Source organism: Pseudomonas cyclaminis (assembly GCF_015163715.1).
Classification (GTDB): domain Bacteria; phylum Pseudomonadota; class Gammaproteobacteria; order Pseudomonadales; family Pseudomonadaceae; genus Aquipseudomonas; species Aquipseudomonas cyclaminis.
The window spans coordinates 1-23,172 of sequence record NZ_JADDUM010000064.1 but is presented as its reverse complement, the minus strand read 5'-3'; the positions used below and the strand labels follow the sequence as shown (position 1 = coordinate 23,172).

Here is a 23,172-nt window from a genome sequence, read left to right as displayed (position 1 = left end):
TGGCGTCGGCAGTGATCATCAGCACCGGGGTGTCACGGGTGATCGGCGATTGACGCAGGCGTTGCAGCACCTTCACACCGTCGAGGTCCGGCAGGCAGACATCCAGCAGAATCAACTGCGGCGCGTGCTGTGCGGCGAGGTCCAGGCCCAGTTGGCCTTGCATGCTCGACAGCAGTTTTATCCCCGGTCGGCGTTGCAGCAGGGTTTCGATCAGCGCCAGGCTGGAAAGGTTGTCTTCGATGCACAAGACCTTGCCCAGGTGCGCGCAGGCGGCGGGGGCAGGGCGCGGCGACTGCGTGTCGATGACGGGCGTGGCGATGCGCTGCAATGGCGCCACGCGCGCGAACGGCAGTTCCAAGGTGAAGCGTGAGCCAATGCCGGCCTGGCTCTGCACGTTGAGATGGCCGTCCATGTTTTCCAGCAGGCTTTTACTCAGCGCCAGGCCCAGGCCGCTACCTTCCACATTCGGGTCGGCGCCCAGGCGTTCGAACGGCTTGAACAACTGCCCCAGGTGATCCGCCGCAATGCCGTTGCCGGTATCACACACCGACACGCCGATACGCGGGCCATCAACGACGACCTCGATGCTGACCTCGCCCTCGCGCTGGTTGTATTTGATTGCGTTGGACAGCAGGTTCAGCAGCACCTGGGTCAGGCGTTGGCGGTCGGCGACGATGCCAACGTCCGCCGCCAGGGCGGGCAATGGTTGCAACCGGATACCCGCCTCGGCGGCCATTGGCGACACCAGCGACAGCGCCTCCTGCAAGGCGTCCGCCAACGGAATCGGCGCAATGTTCAACGCCAGGCTCCCTGATTCGATCTTGGCGATGTCCAGCACTTCGTTGATCAGCGTCAGCAGGTGCTGGCCGGCGCGCAAGATATGCCCGACGTCGGCCTTTTGCGCCTTGGGCGCGTCCATGTCCAGCAGCTGTGCAAAGCCCAGGATCGAGTTGAGCGGGGTGCGCAGTTCGTGGCTCATGCGCGACAGAAACTCGCTTTTGGCGCGGCTGGCGCGCTCGGCTTCCTCACGGGCCTTGCGCAGGGCGATTTCGGCAGCGCGGCGGTCGGTGATGTCGCGGGTGATCTTCGAGAACCCGCGCAACGCGCCGGTGCCGTCGTACTGGGCGGTGATCACCACACTGGCCCAGAACCGCGTGCCGTCCTGGCGGCAGCGCCAGCCTTCTTCGGTGTAATCGCCGTTAAGGGTGGCTTCGCGCAGCGCCATGTCCGGGTGCTGCGGGCATTCCTCGGGCAAGTAGAACACCGAGAAATGCTGGCCGATGATTTCCTGTTCGGTATAGCCCTTGATCCGCTCGGCGCCGTTGTTCCAACTGGTGACATGGCCCGCCGTGTCGAGGGCGAAGATCCCGTAGTCCTTGACCCCGTCGATGATCAGCCGCAGGCGTTCCTCGTTGTCACGCAAGGCGCGTTCGCGTTCGGCCAGCAGCAACCCGGCTTCCACCAGGCTGGTGCCCAACTGGCCGATTTCATCGTGCTCCGGCGGTTGCGGCAGCAGCGGCGAGCCCAAGGCCAGGCGCTGGGCATTGCGCTGTACATTCTGCACCCGCGCCACAATGCCTTTGGACAGGAACAGCACCGCGACAATCGCCCCAAACAGCCCGCAGATCGCCGCCAGCCAGGTGGACAGCAACAAGCGTTGACGGGTTTCGGCCGCCGCAGCGCTGCGCTCGGCCAGCAACGATTCCTCCAGGGTGAGCATGGTGCTGATGTGTTGGCGCAACGCATCGAGGATGTGTTTGTTGCTGATCAGGATGGCACTGATGGATGCCGGTGTGGCCTCGCGGTCCTTGAGCATCTCTTCCAGGCCGTCGACCTTGCCTTCGATCAACGGCTTGATAGCGCTCAGTTGCTCGCGCACCCGTTGATCACGCACATTGCGGTCCAGCCGGCGCAGGGCGGACTCGATCTGTGGCCCGGCGTTGAGGTAGCTGGGCAGGAAGTCTTCACGGTGCGTGAGCAGGTAGCCGCGCACACTGGCGGCGGCTTCTGCGAGCAGGGTGTGCACGGCCTGGATATCGCCCTGCACGCGTAGCACGCGGCGCACGTCCTCTTCGGCGCGGGCGGTCTGGCGTTCAGTGGTGTAGATCAGCACCAGGGACAGCAACAGCACCACCAGCGGCAGCGAGATCACCACCAGCGCCTTGCCCCGCAGCGGCAGGTCGGCCCAACGCCGCTTCATGATGGCGTCACCAGGCCCAAGGCGATGCCGCGCACGGCAGCCTGGGTCCGATCAGCCGCCCCGAGCTTGCCGATCACGCGCTCCACATGGGCCTTGGCGGTACCGGTGGTGATCCCCAGCTGTTCGCCTATGGCGCGGTTGCTCATGCCGTTGGCGACCAGGCCAAGTACCTGGCGCTCGCGTGGGGTGAGGTTTTCGCTGGGTGCTGCGCCGCTGGCCTGGCGTTCGGTCATGCGGCGCAACAGCCGCGTGCTGACCGCCGTGTTGAGCGCTTCGCCGCCGGCGCCCACGTGTTGCAGGGCGTCGATCACCTCGGCCCGGCTGGCGTCCTTGAGCAAGTAGCCGACGGCACCGGCATTCATCGCCGCTTCCAGGTATTCGGGGCTGTCGTCCATGGTGAACATCACCACCTTCACCGCCGGCAGGCGTTCTTGCAGCAAACGCGCGGCGCCCAAGCCGTTGAGCCCGGGCATGCGGATGTCGAGGATGACGATGTCCGGCAACAGTTCCGCGCACAGCTCAACCGCTTGCAGCCCATCGCTGGCTTGACCGACCACCTCGAACTGCTCAAGGCCGGCCAGCAGCGAGACAAAACCGGTACGCGTGACTTCATGATCGTCTGCCAATACGAGACGCAGGACGTGGGTCATTGAGGGGTTCCAGGCAAGTGAGCTGGCACGCGGGCGTGCAGTTGGGTACCGCTGTGGACTGCGCTGACGCAGGTGAAGCTGCCGCCCAGCAGGCTGGCGCGCTCCTGCATGGTCGCGAGTCCCAGATGCTGGGCGTCATCGTGCGGCGCGCAAGTGAAGCCTTTGCCATTGTCGTCCAGGCGCAGGGACGCCTGGCCGTCGTGCAATGCCAGGGTCAAGTGCACCCGGCTGGCGTGGGCATGCTTGAGGACATTGTTGATGGCTTCCTGGCCGATCCGGAACAGCGCGATTTCCACCTGGCTGGCCAATCGCGTTTCACAGTGCGCGTGCCACACCACGGTGATGCCAGCGTCGCGCAGGCGGTCGGCTTCCTTGTCGAGGGCTTTGAACAGGCCGAAGTCATCCAGCACCGTGGGGCGCAGGCCTGCGATCAACTGCCGGCCTTCACCGACGGAGTGCTGCGCCAGGGTGAGGATCGCCTGCAAATCGGCGGCGAGTGCGTCCGGCAGCGCGGGGCAGCGGCCGGCAAAGCCTTGCAGTCGCTGGTGCAAGCCCGCGAGGGTCTGTGCCAGTCCATCGTGCAGGTCGTAGGCCACGCGTTTGCGCTCGTCCTCTTGGGCGCGGAACAGGCGGTTGACCAGGTCGGACAGTGTCTTGTCGCGGGTTTTGAGGGTGGTCAACAGCCGATCGTTTTCCAGGTGCGCAGCCAGCAGGGTGGCGAGCAGTTGCAGGGATTCGCTGTCTTCATGCTCCGGCGCCCGCAGGCTGACGCTGTTGCCCAGCACCAGCAGGCCAAAAGCCTGGCCGTCACTGCCGCACAATGGCACTTGCAGCACGCTGTGCGGCTGTTCCTGCCAGCGGGGTGCGCGCAGGTCGCGGTCGGCGAGGGCGGCCAGGCCGTTCAGGCGCGCCTGGCTGCCATGGCTTGCGGTGGTATGGGCTGCCCCCTCGGCGTCCCATTCCAGCAGCAGGCCATGGTCCATCGCAAGAAACGCGCAGGCGCGCACGAGCACGCGTTCGCGCATGGCGTCGGGGGCCAGTTGGCTCAGCTCCTGTCCGGTATCCACCAACAGCCGCAGCCGCGCCGTGCGGCTTTCCGATTGCCGGAAATGCGCACGCATGGCCAAGGCGCTGCCGGGGTCATGGGGCGGGTTATGCATGGGTGCTGCTCCAGTGATGCAAGGGGCGGGGGCGTCTATTAAACATGGTTAAACACCTCGGGGGCTATCTGCCAGATGGCATAGGTAAATGACTCCGATTGGCCGATGGCGCGCCACGGTCGGTTTGGCAAAGTGGGCTCAACCAACACCACTGGAGTCTCCCCATGCAATTCAAGCCCGCTGCTATCGCCCTGATGTTTGCCTTGAGCGTTCCGTTTGTTCAGGCCGCTGAAACGTCGCCGTATGTCTACCGCGAGGTGGCCCAGGCGCCGGCCAATGTGAAGGACCGGGAGATCGCCGGTTTGTTCGACCGTTGGAACAGCGCCTTGCAGACCGGCAACGTCACGTCGGTGGTCGACCTCTATGCGCCGGGCGCGGTGTTGCAGCCGACCGTGTCCAACCAGGTGCGCACCACGCCGGACCAGATCAAGGACTACTTCGATCACTTCCTGGCGCTCAAGCCGGTAGGCCAGATCAACTACCGTGAAATCCGCCAACTGGGCACTAACGTGGCCATGGACAGCGGGGTCTACACCTTCACCCTGACTGACGCGAAGGGTAAGGTCAGCCATGTGCAGGCGCGCTACACCTTCGTCTATGAGCAGGTTGGCGGCCAGTGGAAAATTCTGAATCATCACTCTTCGGCGATGCCCGAGGTGCAGGTCAAGCACGCCAAGCAGTGATAGGTGGAGGGGGCCGCTCGGCCGAGTGACCGGCTGGCCTTATTGGAAATACACCGGTTTGTAAGAAATAACGCTATCGGTGAACACCGGCGGCACGCCTACATCTGCCACATTGATCTTGACGGCACTGCCGTGAGCTTTAGAGATGGTTGGCGTTATCTGACCGATAAATTTGTTTCGTAATATCGTGTCTGACACTTGCTCGACGATGCTGGGCGAGGCTTGCGGATACGTACTTTGTGTTGCCGTCATTAACGTGCGTCGCTTGCTGGCCATTTCGGTAGCGCCGTAAGTCATGGTCACTGTGCCTTCAAACGCTTTGACGGGGCGCTGGAGTTCTTGTTGGAGCAATCGACCAAAAGCCTGGCTTCGCCCTTCACCGGAATAGCACACCAAAAGCCTGATGTTGTTGTACAGCGAGGGATCAACCCCCTTGCTGTTCAATAACGTCACCAGTTCCCGAGCAGAATAGGGTTTACCATCAATCACGACATGAGTGCCCCTGCCGAATATTTTGTCAGCCAGGTTACGGGGGTGTCCGTGGGCAACGATGTTAAGACGGTCCACTCCTTTGTATACATCAACATACGTATGCATTTCGTTAGCGACCATCTTCAGGTCCTTCATTGGACCGCCCATTTGTACAACGTTATCGGCTTGCAGACTTTTCTCGAAGTGATTGAGCGGGGCCGAAGGTGCAGAGGCTGCAGTTGAAACCGGTCGATGTGTCTGCGGTGAAAACTTGTCGATTTTTGCTCCGTACGGGCGCGCTTTGCCAGCGTCATAATGGAACCAGTGACCTGTGTTCTGATCGCGCATCGCTAACGCTTTGATACGCTCAGTGCTCGTGCCCACCTGATAGGTGCCTTCAGCGATATCCGCCCTTTTGATAAATTCTTTCATCTGTGCGTTGTTCATCGCACTTTGTTGCACCTGACGGATGTGCGGGAATTTTGCGCCAGGCGCAATGGGTCCAGTGCTGCCAGGCAGGCCCGGGGCGCTTCCCAGCACACCTCGGCCAAATGGCCTGCTCGCAGCGCTTGCCGCCCTGGTACGTCCGACGCTACTGAGCGCGCTGCCGCCTTTGGTAAAGGCCGTACCTGTCAGGTACATGACGGCATCAAAAAACAGATCGCCAATCGCGGCCAGCGGGTCGCCGTTGATCAAGTTCCTGACGGCGGAGGCCCCAGGTATCAGGCCGAGGATGATATTGGTTATTGCGTTTTCCTTGGCTTTCTCTTCATCAAATGTCGTGATGGCCTTGGTCAACTCAAACATAGGATCAAAGAGCGATGCGGGGTTGCTATGGGAGGCGACGAGTTCACCAATATAGTGACTGCGTGGGCTGGTGAACGAGGCGGGTGTAGTGACCGGTAGGGGGCTGGCTGCTTGTTTGGCGGCCTGCTCCACCGACGGGGTCCGTTCATAGATCGCCGTGTTTTTCCAGGTTTCGCCATGATGGCTAGGAATTTCGACCCAATCGCCTTGAGGTCCTTCCTTGAAGTTTTTTTTCAGGTCGTCGCGCTTGGTTATTTGCCCTTTTTGCGATGACATTTCATAAAACTCCAGATTGCCGTCACGCTCGGTCTGGAAAATAAGCGCCCGTTTGTCCTGGGGTTGGTCTGGATGGCGACCTTCATCGTTTTGTGTAAAACCGGGAAGGACCGTTCTTGACTTTATGACCTCACCTTCGGTAAAGACTCGAATTTTACCGAACTCGAGATTTTTTCGATCATCCGGGGGCAGTCTGGAAATCTGGTTTTTTATCACGGTGGTGTGCGCATCGATAACGTTTTGTTTGTACGTGCCAAACGCTCGCTCATGTTTGGATTTTGGGTTGGGCAGGCTCGACAGTTGAGCGATCATGCCGGTGGGAAACCGACTGTCATCTGATACCCAGTTTGAAAATCTATTCAACTCAGGATTGGCTAGGTAAAAATCCAACAACGAGAAGGTGGGTTGTGTGGAGCTGGCAAGGTTGCCGCTGCCTCGTCCTATAGGGCTGTTATCCCTGAAACACTTGAGTTCGTAAGGAAGTTCGGCGCCAAACTTCTTCTTGAGTTCGTCCAATCCAATATCGCGTTGGGTAGGCACCTTGGTGGCAAGGTGTTCGAGTGACGTTTGCAACGCCGTAATTTTGTCTTGAAACGCTTTTTTCGTCTGGTCGATGTGTGCCTGCGCATAGTTGCCGTCTTCTCGGGGCACGAGTGTACCGTGCAGTTTTCCCCATTCGATCAGAGCCAAGCGTGATTTGGCGTCCTGAATTCCTTGGCCGGAAGCGGTAATCGGATCCTTGGCGTCCAGCGCGGACACCTGAGCAAAGGTCATCTGCGCGGTGGCGCCAGGACTGTAGGTTTCGATGCGCGCCACTGCGGCCTTGAGCGCTACCCAAGCGGCGGACCCGTAAGTCACATGAGTGGGAATATTTTGGACCAGCAATTCCGGCGCTGCACGCGCCAGCAGCAGGTGCGCAGCAACAGGGGCCAACTCTTGCGATACCCGGTTGAGCTGTACGAGATGGTCGGCGAGTTCCTGTTTGATCGTTGTCAGGGGCTGCCCACTGAAGCGGTAGTCTGCGAGGTTGAAACCTGCCACATGATTGAGAGTTGGACGAAAAAGGCTCTCTGTGTCCAAGGTTGTCGCGATCGCGGTCAAGACCCAGTCATGGGAAGAGCTGGTTTTCCACTGGTCGCCCATTTTTGCTTGCAGGGCAGACTCGAGTTCGCGAGCCTTGGGGGTATTGAGTATTTTCTCTATGACTTGAAGAGGATTGCGCAATTCGCTGTTAGAAAACTGCATGTTTTTTGCCAGGTAACCCAAGGCACCTCGTGGGTCTATTTCAAGACCATTGTTGATAAGGCTTGGCAGATTCAGGTTGTAGTAAAAGTCACTGTAAACCGCTTTTTGTTCGTACTCCTCCAGCGGCACTGGCCATGACAGGGCTCCCCCCAGAGTGCCAAGCGTTGACACGGGCAGCGGTGGACTGTTGATGACCTGTATTAAGTTGTCGAGTTCTGCCGGTGTTTTCGGCAGGTTCCAATTGTTAGCAAGAATAAACTGTTCGAGTGTAGGGGACATGGTGTTACCCAACTCGCTCAATTGGCCGAATGAGGAGTCCGGATCCACATCCATCGTGGTACTCGTCAACGCACCTTCGATTTGGCTGGAGCCGTTGTACAGGAGTTGCTTCAACCTGGAGGACAACGCGTGTATGTCCTCAAGGTCGCCCAGCGCAGTTTTTTCCATGGCCAGGCGATCCAGACTGGCCGTTGGGGTCATGTGACTGTCCGGATCGTTAGCCGCGTTTTTTCTGAAGGTCTGGGTCCGCTCCAACTCGTTGGCTCGCACAGCACTCACATTTCCCCCTTCGCCATAGAAATTCGCCACGACCTGAAAGGGGGCGCTGGTGGGACTGCCCGGCGTGATTACCAGGGGGGAGTTGCCCGCCGCCGCCACGCCCGCCGCCCGTAGCACTGGTGCCACGGCCATGTCCCATAAGGGGTCCTTATCCAACGCTCTGAAGGTTTGGCGCTGGCCACTGGCAGTCGCGGTCAGATGGCCGAAGGAGCTGATCAGCAGAGGCTTGGAAAGGTCGATATGTTTGCCTTTCGCCCAACCCACGAACTGTGGGTTTTTAAGCAGTTTGTGTAGGTGTGTCCACCATTGTCCGAAGGTTGAATCAGGCGGAATCTCGTCGAGGGAATCGGTACCGTCAATTGAAAGCCCTGTCTTCACGAGTTCATGTGCGGTTTTGGCAAACACCCCCGCGAGGTCCTTGTCGCCCTTGGCCTGGGGAGTATCGCCAAGGGCTTGATCGGTCGCGTGTGCCGCCGTGCTGGTGGCGGGTGACGGGCCCCGTGTGGGCTCGGCCACGAAAGGCTGTGGCAGTACCTGCCCTGTACTCCGGGGGACGCTGCTGGAAAGTAGGGTCACGAATTTCTACCTCTCTATCTCACTCAATCGTGGGTGCCCAGTTTTGGTTCTATCGACGGGGTTGTTGGCATGAGTGAGCAACCGTGGCGTTTGATTCCCCTGTTATGAATTCAAACGTGTTAGCAATTGCTTCCTCCCCAGACCGTGTGTTTGAGGAACGACTCAGGCGGCCGTCGCCTTGAGCTGCTGGCCAGGGATGGCCGCAATCAGTTCGCGGGTGTACGCGGTGGCCGGGCGGTTGAAAATCTGTTCCACCGAACCCTGTTCCACCACCCGGCCATTACGCAGCACCAGCACCTCGTGGGCGAAGTTGGCGACCACCGACAGGTCGTGGGACACCAGCACGTAGGCAATGCCCATGTCCCGTTGCAGTTCCTGCAGCAGGTCGAGAATGTGCGCCTGCACCGACACATCCAGCGCGCTGACCGGTTCGTCCAGCAGCAGCAGGTCGGGTTTCAACGCCAGGGCGCGGGCGATGGCCACGCGTTGGCACTGGCCGCCGGACAGCTCGCGGGGCAAGCGGTCGAGGAAACTCACCGGCAAGTGCACGCGGCTGATCAACTCCCGCGCCGCCTGCTCCAGCGCCGCGCCCTTGAGCAAACCGAACGACACCAGCGGTTCGACAATGCTGTCGAACACCGTAAAGCGCGGGTCGAGGGCGGCGAAGGGGTTTTGCTGCACCAGTTGCAAGCGTTGGCGCAATGGGCGGAATTCGCGCCAACTGAGGTCGGTGACGTCCTGTTGTTCGAAGAACACCTGGCCCTGGCTTGGCTTCTCCAGGCCGAGGGCGATGCGCAGCGCGGTGCTCTTGCCCGAGCCGGACTCGCCGACGATGGCCAGGGTCTGGCCGGGGTAGACCTCCAGGTTGAGACCCTCCAGGGCCAGGAAGGTCGACGCTTCGCCCTTGACCTTGGGCAGGGCGACGTTTTGCCGACGTTGTGCAGGCTCAGGATCGGCCGGCGCCCCAGGTCGAGGTTGAGCAAGGGTTCGCGACGCTTGGCGAAGGCAGGCGCGGCGGCGATCAGGGCGCGGGTGTAGTCGTGGCTGGGCTGGGCCAGGATCTGCTTTGGCGGGCCTTGTTCCACCACCTCGCCGTGCTGCATCACCAGGATGCGATCGGCACGGTCGGCGGCCACGCCCAGGTCGTGGGTGATGATCAGCAGCGAAATACCGCGCTCGCTGACCAGCCGTTGCAGGTGGTCGAGGATCTTGCGCTGCACGGTCACGTCGAGGGCGCTGGTGGGTTCGTCGGCGATGATCAGGCGCGGGTTACCGGCCAGGGCGATGGCGATCAGCACACGCTGGCGCATGCCGCCGGAGAGTTCATGGGGATACTGGCGCGCACGCAGCACCGGTTTGTCGATCCCCACCTGTTGCAGCAATTCGACGATATCCGCATCGACGCCGGGGTAGCGCTTGCCCTTGGCCAGGATCAACGCCTCGGCAATCTGCTGGCCGACGCGCAGAGTGGGGTTGAGGCTGACCATCGGGTCCTGGGGCACCAGGCCGATGGTGCGGCCGCGCAGGCTGCGTTGCTGGTGTTCGCTGGCGTGGGTCAGGTTGTGGCCGTCGACCCACAGTTGCCCGGCGCTGATCTGCGCATTGTCCGGCAGCAGGCCCAGAATGGCATTGGCCAGGGTGGATTTGCCCGAGCCGGACTCGCCGACAATCGCCACGGTTTCGCCCTGCGCCAGGGAAAACGACAGCGAACGCACCGCCGGATTGACCTGGCCGCTGGCGCGGTAATCGACACTGAGTTGGCGTACATCGACCAAAAGCGCGCTCATCGCTGGATCTCCTCAAAGGTGCGAGCGATATGGTTAAGGCTGAACACCACCGCCACCAGGAACAGGCCGGGCAGCAAGGACACCCACGGTGCGGTGATCAGGAAGTGCCGGCCGTTGGCGATCAAGGTGCCCCATTCCGCCGCCGGTGGCGCGGCGCCGAAACCGAGGAAACTCAAGCCTGCGGTGGCGAGGATCGCCGCGCCGAAATCCAGTGTCGCCAGCACCGCTACCGGGCCCCAGGCGTTGGGCAGAATGTGCCGCAACAACGTGCGCCCCCAGCTGGCACCGCCCAGGCGTGCAGCCTCGACATAAGGCAGGGTTTTCACCCGCAGCACTTCAGCGCGGGTGGTGCGGGCAAAGCCCGGAATAATGCCGATGCCCACGGCGATGGCCACCGGCACCGTACCGAAGCCGATGGCCGTGACAATCGCCAGGGCCAGCAGCAGGCCGGGCAGGGCGAGCAATACATCGACCACGCGCATGATCACCGCATCGAGACGGCCACCGGCAAACCCGGACAAGATGCCCAGGCCGAGGCCGCCCACCAGTGCGATCCCCACCGCCAGCGAGGCTGCCAGCACCGACAGGCTCGCGCCGTAGACCACGCGGGTAAACAGGTCGCGTCCCAGTTCGTCGGTACCGAACCAGTGGTTCAGGCTGGGCGCGGTGAGTTTGGCGGCGGGCGAGGTGGCGTAAGGGTCGAAGCTGCTCAGCAGCTGCGGCGCCACGGCGGCCACCAGCGAGAACAGCACCACCAGCATCGCCAGACTGAATCCCGGCCGGCGCAACAAGGGCAGCAGGGTTGCCGTGGCGCGTTGCCAGGGGCTGCGGCGGCGCCAGAGGGTTTCACTGCGCACGCGTTTGTGGGTAAGCGTCGTCATGGTCTAGGACACCTTGGGCGTGTGGGAGATGCGCGGGTCGAGCCACGGGTAAAGCAGGTCCACCAGCAGGTTTACCAGGACAAAGGCCGCCGCCGACACGGCCACGATGGCCAGCACCACTGGAATGTCCTGGCGCAGCACGGCTTCCTGGGCCAGGCGGCCGATGCCGGAGCGGGCGAAGATGGTTTCCACCAGCACGGCGCCAGACACGGTATTGCCCACCTGCAAACCGATCAGGGTGAGGATGGGCAGCGCGGCATTCCTGAACCCATGGCGGGCCTGCACCTGGCCTCGGCTCAGGCCCTTGGCGTAGGCGGTGACGATATACGCCTCTTTCCACACGCCCTGAAAACTGCGTTGCAGCACCTGGGCGTACACCGCTGCACTGGGGATAGCCAGGGTGATCGCCGGCAGTACCAGGCTTTCGAAACCCCGGCTGCCGGTGGCGGGAAACCAGCCCAGGCCAAACGCAAACACCTGGATCAGCAGCAAGCCCATCCAGAACACCGGCACCGAAAAGCCCAGGGACGGCAAGCGCGCCAGGGCTTTTTTCAACGGTTGCCAGCGGATATACGCGGTGAGGTAAGCCAGGCCGATACCGCCCAGCAGCGACAGCACAATCGCCAGCCCCGCCAGGGACAGCGTCTGGGGCAGGCGCTCGGCGAGCAACTCGGCCACCGGGCGGTTAAGTGACAGTGATTGCCCAAAGTCGCCGTGCAACGCGCCCAGCAGCAGGTCGATATATTGCTCGAACAGGCCTTTATCCAGCCCGTAATAGGCCCGCGCCTTGGCCAGGTCTTCCACCGACAGCGCGTCGGCCTCCATGCCGGACGCACTGAGCATGATCGACAAGGTGTCGCCCGGCAGCAAATAGAGGATGAAGTAGGTGATGCTATAGGCACCCCATAGCACCAGCAGTGCCTGGCCGACCCGGCCGATCAGGTAGCGGCTCATGGTGCATCGACCTCGATATCACCCAGCAGCGCAAAGCCTTCGGCGGTCCAGCGGAAGTTTTTCACTTTGGCCGACGTTGCCGCCTGCCATACGCGCTCGTAGACCGGGAACGCCGAGCCTTCATCCACCAACAGGTCTTGCAGCTCGCCGTAGGCCGCTGCGCGTTGCTGGCTCTGGGTGGCAGTGATGCCGGCATCGAACAGGCCCTTGGCGCGTTCAAGTACGGGTGGCTCAAAGAGGTTGGTGGCTACCGTCGAGCTGTTGGCCGTACGGGGGTCAAGGATGGTTTGCAGGATGATCGGGTCGGCGCGGGTCATGTAGCTGATGGTCAGGTCGTAGTTGCCGGCGGAGTTGTTGGCGACCCATTCGGCACGCGTGACCACGCTGAGTTTTACCTCAATGCCCACCTTGCGCAGTTGATCCTGCAGCAGTACATCGCCTGCGGTCTCGGCCTGCATGACGTTGTAGGTCAGGCTCAGGCGTTTACCGTCCTTCTGGCGGTAGCCGTCTGCACCTTGGGCCCAGCCGGCACTGTCCAACAGGCGCTCGGCGCCCGCCGGGTCATAGGCGAGCTTGGCGCCCTGGCTCTTGAAGTAAGGCGTGGTCACATCAAAGATGCCGTCTACCACGGCAAACTCGGCGTTGTAGACGGTACTCGCGTAACTCTTGCGGTCGATGGCTTTCTGCACGGCGAGGCGCACCTGTTTATCGGCCAATATGCGACCGCCACGGGTGTTGGGAAACAGGTTCAGGGAGGGCCCCGGCAGCGAGCGGCTCTGGATGGTCGCGCCCTTGGATTGGAGCAGTTTCAGGTCGACCTCGGAGAACGGGTTGCGTGGCCACAGAATGTCGGCCTTGCCTTGCAGGAACAGGCCGTTACGCACGCTTTCTTCGGGGATGTAGGTGACGTCCACCGCATCCAGGTGCGCTTCGCCCTGGTTTTTCATATTGGCCGACGCCCAGGCGTAACCCTTGCGCTTGGTCAGGTGCGCGCCGACTTCCGGGGTGTAGCTGGCCAAGACGAACGGGCCGGTGCCAATGATCTTGCCCAGCGAGCGTTCCTTGACGCTCAGCGTGTAGGAGGCTGGCGCGAGGATCGCCAGGTTGGTGGTGGACGTCGCTTGCAGGAAGCCCGCATTGGGCCTGGCGAGTACCAGCTTGACGGTAAATTCATCGACCACTTCGGCGTGATCAAAGCCCGCCAGGTACGTCGCGCCGAAGGTGGCGGGCAACTCGGTAGCCAGTGCCTTATTGCTGTCAAAGGCGGTTTTCACCGCCTTGGCATCGAAGCGCTCGCCATTGCTGAAGGTGACGTTGTCGCGCAGGTGGAAGGTGTAGGTCAGCGCGTCGTCACTGACTTCCCAGCTTTTGGCCAGCCAGGGAATGATCTTGCCGGTTTGCGGGTCCTGATCGGTGAGGGACTCGGCGATATTGCGCAGCAGCACCCGGTGTTCCAGCCAATAGACCTGGAACGGGTCGACACTGACCAGGATGGTGTTGTCGCCAAAGAAGGCGATATTCAGGGTCTTGCCGGCCTGGCTGTCACTGCCCGAAGGCGAGCAGGCGGCCAAGCTTAACGCCAGGACGCAAGGGGCCAATAGACGGCTCATCAAGTTGGAGGTGTTCAATGGGATGCCCTCGTATGGCGATTGGCTTAAAAGTCGTAGGCCAGCTTGGTGTACCAGTAGCCGCCGCCGGGGTAGAACGGCGGGTTGCCGTAGGGCGCCAGGCCCAGGTTGCTGTAGACGGCGTGCCGGTCGGGGCGCACGTCGAAGATGTTGGTGCCGCCGATGCTCACGGTGATCTGGTCGACGAAGGTGTAGCTGACGTCCAGGTCGGTGATCCATTTGGCGCCGAAGCTGCGGTCGCCCGTGGGGTTGACCGCCAGGGTCTTGACCGCGCCGTAGCGGCTGGTTTGCAGGTTGACTGCGACGTCCTCGACCTTCCAGTTGGCGCCCAGGATCCATTTGGTCTTGGGTGACGCTTCGGTCAGGTCGCCTTCGCGGTCGCGGCCCACCAGGGTCACGCCGGAGTTGGCCAGCGCACTCGGTGTGTCGCGGGTGCCTTCGATGGTGGTCTTGTTCCAGTTGAAGCCCAGGCTCCAGCGCACTTCGCCCCAGGTATCCAGCGGTGTGGTGTGGTCGGCGACCACGTCCAGGCCACGGGTGCGGGTATCGAAGGCATTGGTGTAGTAGTTGACCCAGGTGCCCGAGGGCACGCCCTGGCCGGTGAGGATGCCGTTGATCACGCCGTTGCCCTGGTCGTAGATATTGCTGGTCAGGGCGATGCGGTCGTCGATGTCGATCAGGTAGGCATCGGCGGTGATGCTGGTGCGCGGCGCCGGTTGCCAGGTCAGGCCCAGCCCGAGGTTGCGCGACTTTTCCGGCTTGAGGTCATCACCGCCCAACGCCTTGGCCAGGTTGCTGCCCGACGGGGTCAGGCGGGTGACGGCGGGCACGACGTTGCCGTTCACGTCGGTGGACACGCGGTTGTCGGCCACGGTGTAGCCGATCTGGGTCAGGGACGGCGCACGGAAACCGCTGCCGACCGTGCCGCGCACGGCCACGCTGTCGGTGAGTTCGTAGCGCGAGTTCACTTTCAGGCCGAAGGTGTTGCCTGAGTCGTCATCGTAATGTTCGACCCGCCCGGCGACGTCGAGAAACCAGCGTTCGGTCAGGTCGAAGCCCAAGTCCAGGTAGCCTGCGTAGTTGTTGCGGATCAGGCTGACTTCGTCTTCCGGACGAATCGTCACCGCCGCCTGGGCACCCGATGCCGCCGGGTACGAACCGGTGATATAGGCCTCGGGGTCGCCGGCGAAGGTACTGAAGTGCTCCCAGCGATGTTCCAGTCCGGCCGACACCTGCACCGGCGAAGTCAGGTTGAACAGGCTGTCGTAGCGGCGGGTGAAATCCAGGTTGTTGACCCACTGCTCGAAGCGGAAGGTCGCCAGGTTGTCGAATTTGGTCGGTGACGCGGTGCCCAGGGACGGGTTGATGTTGAGGTCGCTGGAGTGGTGGACATTGTTACGCCCGTAAGTGGTGCTCAGGTCCCAGTTCCATTCGGCTGCCTGGCCCTTGCCGCCGAACAGCAGTTGGTAATCGCGGTCCTTGATGTTGTTGAGCGGGTAGTAACCGTCGGGGAACACCTCGGGCACGGCGGCCCGGCCGGTCGGCAGGCGGAAGTAGTTGGCGGCCTCGGCATCACGCTCGCCGTAGGTGGAGAATGAGTACAGGGTCAGGGCTTCCAGGGGCAGTTCGGCGTTATAGGCCAGGTTGAAGGCCTTGAGGTCAGGATCGCCGTTCTTGATCGCTACGCGGTCCCAGGCGACTTCCTTGGCTGGATCGTTGAAGGCCCTGACGCTGCCGTCGGCCTTGTCGTTCCACGACGCTTCGCCACGTTTGCGCGCATCCGCCGAGAGGTGGAAAAAGCCGCCTTCGCCGAGCGTGAAGCCCTGGTCACCCGCCACCTTGATGGTCTCGCCCTGGCCGGAGAACAACTGGCCGTAACTGGTTTCCAGGTGACCGCCGCTGCTGCCGGTCTTGAGGATGATGTTGATCACACCCGCCACCGCATCGGATCCGTACTGGGCCGCTGCGCTGTCTTTGAGCACTTCGATATGGTCCACCGAGCTGACCGGGATCAGGTCGATGTCCACCGCATTGGCGCCGCTGTTGTCGATGGACCCGCGCTGGCCGGTGGCGCCGTTGTGGCGGCGTTTGCCGTTGACCAGCACCAGCGTGTAGGCGGGGCCGAGGCTGCGGTTGCTCAGCGGGCGGGTGACTGAGTTATAGCCGGCGATGTTGGTGCCGAAGTTGAACGACGGCAGCAACTTTGCAATCGCCTCGGACAATTCGGCGCGGCCGGTCTTGAGCAGTTGCTCGCTGTTGATCACATCAATCGGCGCCGGGCTGTCGGCCACGGTGCGCTCCTGGCCACGCAGGCCGGTGGAGATCACCGTGACGGTGCCGAGCTTGGCGTCTTGCGTGGCGGTTTCGGCGAAGGAGGGCGCTGCTGCGAGCAGCAGCGAACTGGTCAGCAGTGACAGGTGGAAGTGCTTGAGGGGCAGCGGGGCGGCGAGGTCTGGCATGTCGAGATCGGTCCATTTAGCCTGCTACAGGCTCCTGGTGGTCGGGGGTACGTCCTCCGCCAGGTATGGGGTCGGTCTGTGAAGTGAAGATATTCCTATAAAAAACCCGAGGGAAAGTCTTTTTTGGAATAAGCTAATTATTAGATATTGTCATTATCCTGTTTTTTAAGATCATCTATTTTTATGATGTTTTGGGGTGGCGCGGGCAGGGCGCAAGCGTCCATCAAGGCTGCACCGCCGGGCCTTTCAACTCGATTTGATTATGGTCCGGGTCGTTGAAATAAATTGACCAGCCTGTGCCCTCTGCGCCATAGCGCATCTCGGCTTTGTCAGCGGATATTCCCGCTTCAGCCAGGTGACCGAGAATGGCTTGTTCATCAAACGGCTCGACCCGCAGGCAGACGTGATCGACATTGTGCCCTTGCTTGCCCGCCGGCTCCCCGCCTTGGCGTCCGATGGCGCCATTCACATCCACCAGGTCAATCAGGGCCGTGCCCGCGCTCAAGTGAATCAGGCCCAGGTCGTCACGGCGCTTTTTAACCTCACACCCGAGTACCGAGACGTAGAAAGCCACGCTGCGCTCAATGTCCCGCACCCGCAGAACCACATGGTCGATACGTTGAATTGAAAAACTGCGCATACCATCACTCCTGTCCGATCCATAATTTTAGTACCGTCACGCTCTACGAGACCAGCAAGCTTGCGCTCAGTTAATATATGACCCACCGCCACGAGTACTGGCTTCAATCGCGGCCAAGCCTTTCCTGAATCCCCCTGAGAAACAGTATGAACACCGAATTGACGGAAGAAGAGATGCGACAGGCGCTATTCGGCGTATCTGTGCCCGCAGTGTCGACGGAAGACGACCATCAGCCAGACCCCGTTCCGGCAGCCGTGATACCGCCAAAGGCAATGCCCAAAAAACATTTTGACTGGGCTCTAGAACGATAGTTACAGCTTGAAAAAATCGAATTATGCCCCCAATTTTGCCCCCACTCGAGCGCTTTACAGAAGGGATCGGGAATGTGTCGAGCACGTTTCGCCTCGCGCATGATGCTTTGCAGGTAGTTTTGTACCCTTAACGCGACGTCAATCGTGCCGCGTTTCCGGATCGCTTCCAGAGGTTGCATCAGGTCATGGGTGTGCAGATCGACAATAGAGCGAGCGCCAATTAGCTGGAAGACATGGGTTTTGAGACGGTTCAGGACGGTCTTGGCATGGCCCGGAGCCCATTTGGCGGACATCGCTTTGTGCCAGTCCAGTGCGGCGCTTTCAAAGGTTCGGCCTTTGATTGCGGCCTGCGTCTTGGCTTGGTGTTTGGTCTCTATGGGGTCGATGCCTTTCGCCAGCATCCGCAGCAAGCCGAATCGGAGAGTGGAGCAGTGGTGCGCGACATAAGGGTACTCCCCCATTATCGAATTACCTTACCCCTAACACTACCCCTGAAACGGTTGGAATCCGCCAGTTTCTGACGGAAACCGACTGAATGCCATAAACGAAAAAACCCGCCAAGAGGCGGGTTTTAAAGGGTTCCACGGACTTTACTGGCTGTCCGTGGAACTGGAGATGGTGCCCGAACCCGGAATCGAACCGGGACGCCCTTACGAGCGGGGGATTTTAAGTCCCATGCGTCTACCAGTTTCGCCATTCGGGCGGTAGCGCGGTGTAGCAGGGTTGGGAATATATAGATCCAAGCGCGTATGCGCAAGGCCGCAAAGTAGCTTTGTTGTGCGCAGGCCAGGGTGAAAAAGCTCGAAAGATCAGTGATCTACAGGGGCTTTAAACGTAAGGATGGGTGGAGTACCAGCGACAGTCAGCTGTAGAGCCTCAAACCTATGGTCGAGGAGCGGAAAAACACCATCGATCGGCAGAAAAGTGGCATCAAGAGCCTCAAGCGCGGCCTTGACGACTTAACGCGCAGTGTTGACGCAGTGAATGCAAAGAAGCCCCGGTTTTTCCGGGGCTTCTGCGTAGAGGCTTATACGAAAGGCTGGCCGCTGAACCCTCTGGGCAAACGCTGCGACAAATCCCGGCACCTGAAATTACGACCTCACAGGCCCCTTAGCGTTCGTTTATGGCGCCAACCTGTTCAAGCCCAAACCTGGACGCTACCCTGCCACTACCCTAATCATAAAAAGGAGTGAGTGATGAGTGTCCAGACTCTGCCTCAAGAAGGCAGTTGCCGCTGTAATCGTGTGCGTTTCAGTGTGAGTGAGGCCCCTGTGATCACCATGGCCTGCCATTGCACGGGGTGTCAGAAATGACCTCCAGCGCGTTCTCCCTCAGTGCATTGATCCCGGCCAGCGCCTTCACCGTGACCCAGGGCTGCCCGGTGATCGGTGGCCTGCACGGGGTGGACCGTCATTATGTGTGCCCACATTGCATGAGCTGGCTGTTTACCCGCCCCCATGGCACTGATGAGTTCGTCAACGTGCGTGCGACTTTGCTGGATAACGCCAGCGGGTATGTGCCGTTCATGGAAACCTGGACCAGTGAAAAGCTGCCCTGGGCCACGACCCCGGCGGTCGAAAGTTTTGCGCAACTGCCTGAACCCCAGGACTTCCCGCGCTTGATGCAGGCCTACGCCGTGTTCAGTGCCCGTTGACGTCAATCGATCAATGCCAGCAGGTCCGTGTCGCCGACATCCACTCCGGCTTGAGTCAGCAGGGTCGTCGCCTGGCCCCGATGGTGGGTCTGATGATTGAAGAAGTGCAGCAGCAGGCTGGCAAACGGCTTATCGGCGGCAACGCCGCGCATGGTGTGGTAGGGCAGGCGCAGGTCGAGGTCGGCCTCGCGCAACGTGTTGGCCCAGTCGATGATCAGTTGGTCAAGCCAGGTGCGGCGCGTCGCCAGCGCGCTCAGGTCGGCGAAGGCCAGGCGCTTGAGTTCGACAGGCGTGGCTATGGCCTCCAAGGGGGCCAGCGCGGTAAAGCCCGCCGGGTGTTGGGCGAAGCGTTTGAGCCAGACCGTATCACCCAGCACCAGGTGGTTGAGTGTGCCCAGGATCGAGTCGAAAAAAGCCTGGCGATCCTCGCGTAATTGCGCATCTGAAAGCTTGGCGGCGGCCTCATAGACCTTACGGTTCATCCACTGGTTGTAGGTCGCCATCAGTGCGATCTGCTCGATTCGGTTCACGGGTGTTCCCTGGTTGGATGCGCGCCCGCTCGGCGGTCATGGTGTTCCGGCAGCGGCGGGCTATGGTTGTTGAACGCCAATACTACGCCCGGGAGGGTGACACCATGAACACCAGCGATCTACTCGAACAACTGCTGCGCGCCGGACAGACCGGTGGGGGCGCTACGGGCGGCGGCCTGGGCGGGCTACTCGGCGGTTTGTTGAAGGGCACCACCACCGGCAATGCATCGGCCGGCGGCGGGCTGGGTGGGTTGTTGGGCGGCCTTGGCGGCATGCTCGGTGGCGGGGCTGCAACGCGTCCTTCGCAGGGGCGCTCCGGCGGGATGAATTACGCGGCGCTGGCGTCGTTAGGGATGATGGCCTTTCAGGCATATCAGGCTTGGCAGAGTCAGCAGGCTTCCAAAGCGCAGTCGTCCTTCCAGACCGTCGACCAGCTTGATGGCCCTGAAGCCGAGGTCCACAGCCATGCTGTGTTACGCGCCTTGATTGCCGCGGCCAAGGCAGATGGCCGGATCGATGATAAAGAGCAGCAAATGATCACCGCTGAGTTGAGCAAGCACACCGACGACCCGCAATTGAAACAGTGGCTCAATGCCGAAGTCGACAAGCCTTTGGATGCTGCGGATTTTGCCGAATTCGCCCGCGACCCGGCAGTAGCGGCCGAGGTGTACCTCGCCAGTGTGATGCTGGTGGACGACCAGCAGGACGCCGAGCGCAACTACCTGGATGACTTGGCGGGGCAGCTGCAAATCGATCCCCAATTGCAGCTGCACCTGGAGCAACAGGCCAGGGCCTAGAACCGCACCGTAGCGCCGGTAGTCAACCATTGCTCACGCTCGCCGATCAGGCTGCGCCCAACCACAACGTCCACATCGAGGTATGTCCCGACATGCAAGCGTGGCCCGGCCTGCCACGCCTGGTCGCCGCCGGCCTGGCCATAACGCTCGGCGACCAGCGTCAGCGTGCGCGCCAGCTGATACTCAAAACCGGTGCCCCAGGTCAGGCGGTGTTGGTCATCGCCGTCGTTATAGGCATGGGTCCAGCCGGCATTCAGATTCAGGCGCAGTGGCGCCAGCGGCTGCCACGTCAGGGGGACGTTGAAATCCGCGCCGTCATACGCATGCCTGCGGTCCTGGGCAAAGTGCGCGCCGGCAGCAACCGCCAGTTGCAGACCAAGGTCATCCCGTGACAGCACTTGGGCCTTGAGTTGCGGGCTGAGCTGGCTTTCGCCGCTGGCACGTGACAGTGCTGTGCCCCATTGCACCGCAGGCATCGCACTGAACGTACAGGCCGGCGACAGTGTTTCGCTGTGGCTGCCGCCGTCGTGGCGATAAGCGCTGAACCAGGCGTCTACATTGCATTCGCCCGGCGCGTTGATAGCGCCGTCATCGACCACATAGGCGCCGCCAGCCGCATTGGCCTTCGATATCACGGCGATGAGCAAAATAAAGCCCAGCGTCAGGCCGATAAACATTAAGTTATGCCGCAATGCACGGCGTTTAGCCGGCGGCAACAGCAGCAGGCTGTGGTGCACATCACGGCCGTGACGCGCACGGTATTTGGCAAACCCGTCAGGGCGTTTGGGAGTGTGTGGGTTGTGCATGATGCACCTCGCTTGAGTTCAGCTTTCTACAGTCAGCACCGAAATGCCGCTGGCTCTGGCCTGGCAGACCAGCTCCGACGTGTCCTCACCACCCGGCAGGGCGATGACCACATCGGGGCGGCTGTCGGTCAGCATGAAGTGGTTGCGCTGGCGTTCGGCCTGCTTGCCATGGCGTTGCCAGTTGGGTGGGTAACGCACCACGTCGATGCCGATTTCCCGGGCCCATTCCTCGATGTCACTGCCGAGGAACTGGTTGCCGCCGTGGATCAATACCTGCACCGGGCGCAGGCGGTGGTAAGCGTCCAGCACCTGGCGGGACTTCTTGGTGTCGGCGTAATGACGACCTGCACAGATCAAGATGCGCATAGTCCGATTCCTTGTGAGGCACGGCGGCGGCCCAGCGGCCACCACCGTTTAAACGGCAGGGGTGATCAGTACCACTGCTTGAAGCGGCGGATGTAGATCGTTTTCATCAGTTGGGCCACGCAGCAGTAGCTGACCAAGGTGCCCACCAGCCATGGGAAGTACGCCAGTGGCAGCGGTTGCAAGCCCACCAGTGTGCCCAGCGGCGAGAACGGTACGTAGATCCCCAGCACGATCACCACGCAGGTCATCATCAACACCGGCCAGGCGGCTGTGCTCTGGAAGAACGGGATCTTGCGGGTGCGCAACATATGCACCACGAGGGTTTGCGAAAGCAGGCCTTCGATAAACCAACCGGACTGGAACAGAGTCTGCATCTCGACACTGTTGGCGGCGAACACGTACCACATCAGCGCAAAGGTGGTGATGTCGAAGATCGACGAGGTCGGCCCGATCCACAGCATGAAACGGCCGATGTTTTTCGCATCCCACTTGCGTGGCTGGGCCAGGTATTCCTTGTCCATCTTGTCCCACGGCAATGCCAGCTGGGAGATGTCGTACATCAGGTTTTGCAGCAGCAAGTGGATTGCCAGCATCGGCATGAAGGGGATGAAGGCGCTGGCCACCAGCACCGAGAACACATTGCCGAAGTTGGAGCTGGCGGTCATGTTCAGGTACTTCATGATATTGCCGAAGGTTTCGCGGCCCTTGAGCACGCCTTCTTCCAGCACCATCAGGCTCTTTTCCAGCAGGATGATGTCGGCCGATTCCTTGGCGATGTCGGTGCCGCTGTCCACCGAGATGCCTACGTCGGCATCGCGCAGGGCCGGGGCATCATTGATGCCGTCACCGAGAAAACCCACGGTGTGGCCGTTGGCTTGCAGGGCCTTGAGTACACGGGATTTCTGCAGCGGCGTGAGCTTGGCGAACACCGTACGTTCTTCAACGTGACGTGCCAGGGTGGCGTCGTCCATCAATTCGATCTCCACCCCCAGCAGCGGCCGGCCGGGCTCAAGGCCGACCTGGCGGCAGATCTTGCTGGTGACCACCGCGTTGTCGCCGGTCAGCACTTTGACCGCTACGCCGATCTGTTGCAGAGCGGCAATCGCCGGGCCGGCGGTTTCCTTGGGTGGATCGAGGAAGGTCAGGAACCCCTGGATCACCAGGTTGCGCTCATCGCCGGTGGTGTACTGCTGGCGTGCCAGCGCCTTGGGGATCGTGCGGGTCGCCACCACCAGCACCCGAAAGCCGTCTTCGTTGTAATCGTTGGCAATCGCCAGCAGTTCCTCGCGGCGGCGTTCATCCAATGGCACGGCGGCGCCGGTGTCCATCACATGGGTGGCAATGCCGAGCATCTCTTCCACCGCACCTTTGCACACCAGCAGATGGTCGTCGGCCGCGTCCTTGACCACGATGGACAGGCGACGGCGGACAAAGTCGAAGGGCAATTCATCGACCTTGCTGTAGGCAAACGGCACCTGGAATTTCGGATTCTGTTCTGAAAACTGCACCACCGCCTGGTCCATCAGGTTCTTCATGCCGCTCTGGTGATAGCTGTTGAGCCAGGCCAGGGACAGCACGGCATCATCGCGTTGGCCAAAGGCATTGACGTGATGTTCGAGGATGATTTTGTCCTGGGTCAGGGTGCCGGTCTTGTCGGTGCACAACACATCCATGGAGCCGAAGTTCTGGATCGCATTCAAGCGCTTGACCACCACTTTGCGCTTGGCCATGGC

The 23,172-nt window shown here is 61.3% G+C and carries 15 protein-coding genes, 1 tRNA gene and 3 pseudogenes; 3 read left to right on the top strand and 16 right to left on the bottom strand.

What is annotated here, in order from left to right; all coding sequences use genetic code 11:
• The 3 genes from IQK56_RS10045 to IQK56_RS10035 form a co-directional block, all read right to left on the bottom strand.
• Positions 1–2,200, bottom strand: a 2,200-nt coding sequence (locus IQK56_RS10045) for an ATP-binding protein (RefSeq protein WP_193901663.1), incomplete at its 3' end; no start/stop codon positions are given.
• A complete protein-coding gene (locus IQK56_RS10040; protein WP_122307752.1) occupies positions 2,197–2,850 on the bottom strand; it encodes a response regulator in 654 nt (217 codons plus the stop codon). The genes IQK56_RS10045 and IQK56_RS10040, both read right to left, overlap by 4 nt.
• Positions 2,847–4,010 (bottom strand): sensor histidine kinase, encoded by a 1,164-nt coding sequence (locus IQK56_RS10035; RefSeq protein ID WP_193863100.1) that lies wholly within the window; start codon positions 4,008–4,010, stop codon positions 2,847–2,849. Before IQK56_RS10035 ends, IQK56_RS10040 begins: the two co-directional genes overlap by 4 nt.
• 164 nt (positions 4,011–4,174) lie before the next feature.
• On the opposite strand from IQK56_RS10035, the gene IQK56_RS10030 reads away from it, so the two are divergent.
• A complete protein-coding gene (locus IQK56_RS10030; RefSeq protein WP_122307754.1) occupies positions 4,175–4,693 on the top strand; it encodes an SgcJ/EcaC family oxidoreductase in 519 nt (172 codons plus the stop codon).
• Between the two features lie 39 nt (positions 4,694–4,732).
• On the opposite strand, the gene IQK56_RS10025 is transcribed toward IQK56_RS10030, so the two are convergent.
• From IQK56_RS10025 to IQK56_RS09985, 9 genes and pseudogenes are all read right to left on the bottom strand, one after another.
• A complete protein-coding gene (locus IQK56_RS10025) occupies positions 4,733–8,626 on the bottom strand; it encodes a hypothetical protein (RefSeq protein ID WP_193901661.1) in 3,894 nt (1,297 codons plus the stop codon).
• Positions 8,627–8,788: 162 nt separating this feature from the next.
• A pseudogene (locus tag IQK56_RS10020) lies at positions 8,789–10,413 on the bottom strand (dipeptide ABC transporter ATP-binding protein).
• Positions 10,410–11,294: an ABC transporter permease gene (locus tag IQK56_RS10015; RefSeq protein WP_193863108.1), complete on the bottom strand. Its 885-nt coding sequence runs from the start codon at positions 11,292–11,294 to the stop codon at positions 10,410–10,412. Before IQK56_RS10015 ends, IQK56_RS10020 begins: the two are co-directional and overlap by 4 nt.
• Before the next feature lie 3 nt (positions 11,295–11,297).
• Positions 11,298–12,248 carry an ABC transporter permease gene (locus IQK56_RS10010; protein WP_099584265.1) on the bottom strand — a complete coding sequence of 317 codons (951 nt, stop codon included), beginning with the start codon at positions 12,246–12,248 and terminating at the stop codon, positions 11,298–11,300.
• The gene (locus IQK56_RS10005; RefSeq protein WP_193863131.1) at positions 12,245–13,858 is read right to left on the bottom strand and encodes an ABC transporter substrate-binding protein; all 1,614 of its coding nucleotides are present in this window, start codon (positions 13,856–13,858) and stop codon (positions 12,245–12,247) included. The genes IQK56_RS10010 and IQK56_RS10005 overlap by 4 nt, the downstream gene beginning before the upstream one ends.
• A 44-nt stretch (positions 13,859–13,902) precedes the next feature.
• Positions 13,903–16,335 (bottom strand): TonB-dependent receptor plug domain-containing protein, encoded by a 2,433-nt coding sequence (locus tag IQK56_RS10000; RefSeq protein ID WP_193863110.1) that lies wholly within the window; start codon positions 16,333–16,335, stop codon positions 13,903–13,905.
• A gap of 223 nt (positions 16,336–16,558) precedes the next feature.
• Positions 16,559–16,975, bottom strand: a complete 417-nt coding sequence (locus IQK56_RS09995) for a VOC family protein (protein ID WP_150759894.1) — start codon at positions 16,973–16,975, stop codon at positions 16,559–16,561.
• A gap of 382 nt (positions 16,976–17,357) precedes the next feature.
• Positions 17,358–17,696, bottom strand: a pseudogene (locus IQK56_RS09990) (phage integrase central domain-containing protein); the annotation flags it as partial.
• A gap of 206 nt (positions 17,697–17,902) precedes the next feature.
• A tRNA-Leu gene (locus IQK56_RS09985) sits at positions 17,903–17,989 on the bottom strand.
• A gap of 493 nt (positions 17,990–18,482) precedes the next feature.
• Between IQK56_RS09985 and IQK56_RS09980 the strand changes: the two are divergent.
• Positions 18,483–18,940: pseudogene (locus tag IQK56_RS09980) on the top strand (GFA family protein).
• Positions 18,941–18,942: 2 nt separating this feature from the next.
• Here IQK56_RS09980 and IQK56_RS09975 read toward each other — a convergent pair.
• On the bottom strand, positions 18,943–19,470 hold the full coding sequence (locus tag IQK56_RS09975) for a DinB family protein (RefSeq protein ID WP_193863114.1): 528 nt from the start codon (positions 19,468–19,470) through the stop codon (positions 18,943–18,945).
• A 104-nt stretch (positions 19,471–19,574) separates the two neighbouring features.
• On the opposite strand from IQK56_RS09975, the gene IQK56_RS09970 reads away from it, so the two are divergent.
• Entirely contained in the window at positions 19,575–20,267 is a 693-nt protein-coding gene (locus IQK56_RS09970; RefSeq protein ID WP_122307192.1) for a tellurite resistance TerB family protein, read from the top strand.
• Here IQK56_RS09970 and IQK56_RS09965 read toward each other — a convergent pair.
• From IQK56_RS09965 to mgtA, 3 genes are all read right to left on the bottom strand, one after another.
• Positions 20,264–21,073, bottom strand: coding sequence for a hypothetical protein (locus tag IQK56_RS09965; protein ID WP_193901659.1), 810 nt, complete (start codon positions 21,071–21,073; stop codon positions 20,264–20,266). The genes IQK56_RS09970 and IQK56_RS09965 overlap by 4 nt on opposite strands.
• Positions 21,074–21,091: 18 nt before the next feature.
• Positions 21,092–21,439 carry a DUF2493 domain-containing protein gene (locus tag IQK56_RS09960; protein WP_122307190.1) on the bottom strand — a complete coding sequence of 116 codons (348 nt, stop codon included), beginning with the start codon at positions 21,437–21,439 and terminating at the stop codon, positions 21,092–21,094.
• A 65-nt stretch (positions 21,440–21,504) separates the two neighbouring features.
• The coding region (gene mgtA / locus IQK56_RS09955) for a magnesium-translocating P-type ATPase (protein WP_193901657.1) at positions 21,505–23,172 on the bottom strand (1,668 nt) is incomplete at its 5' end.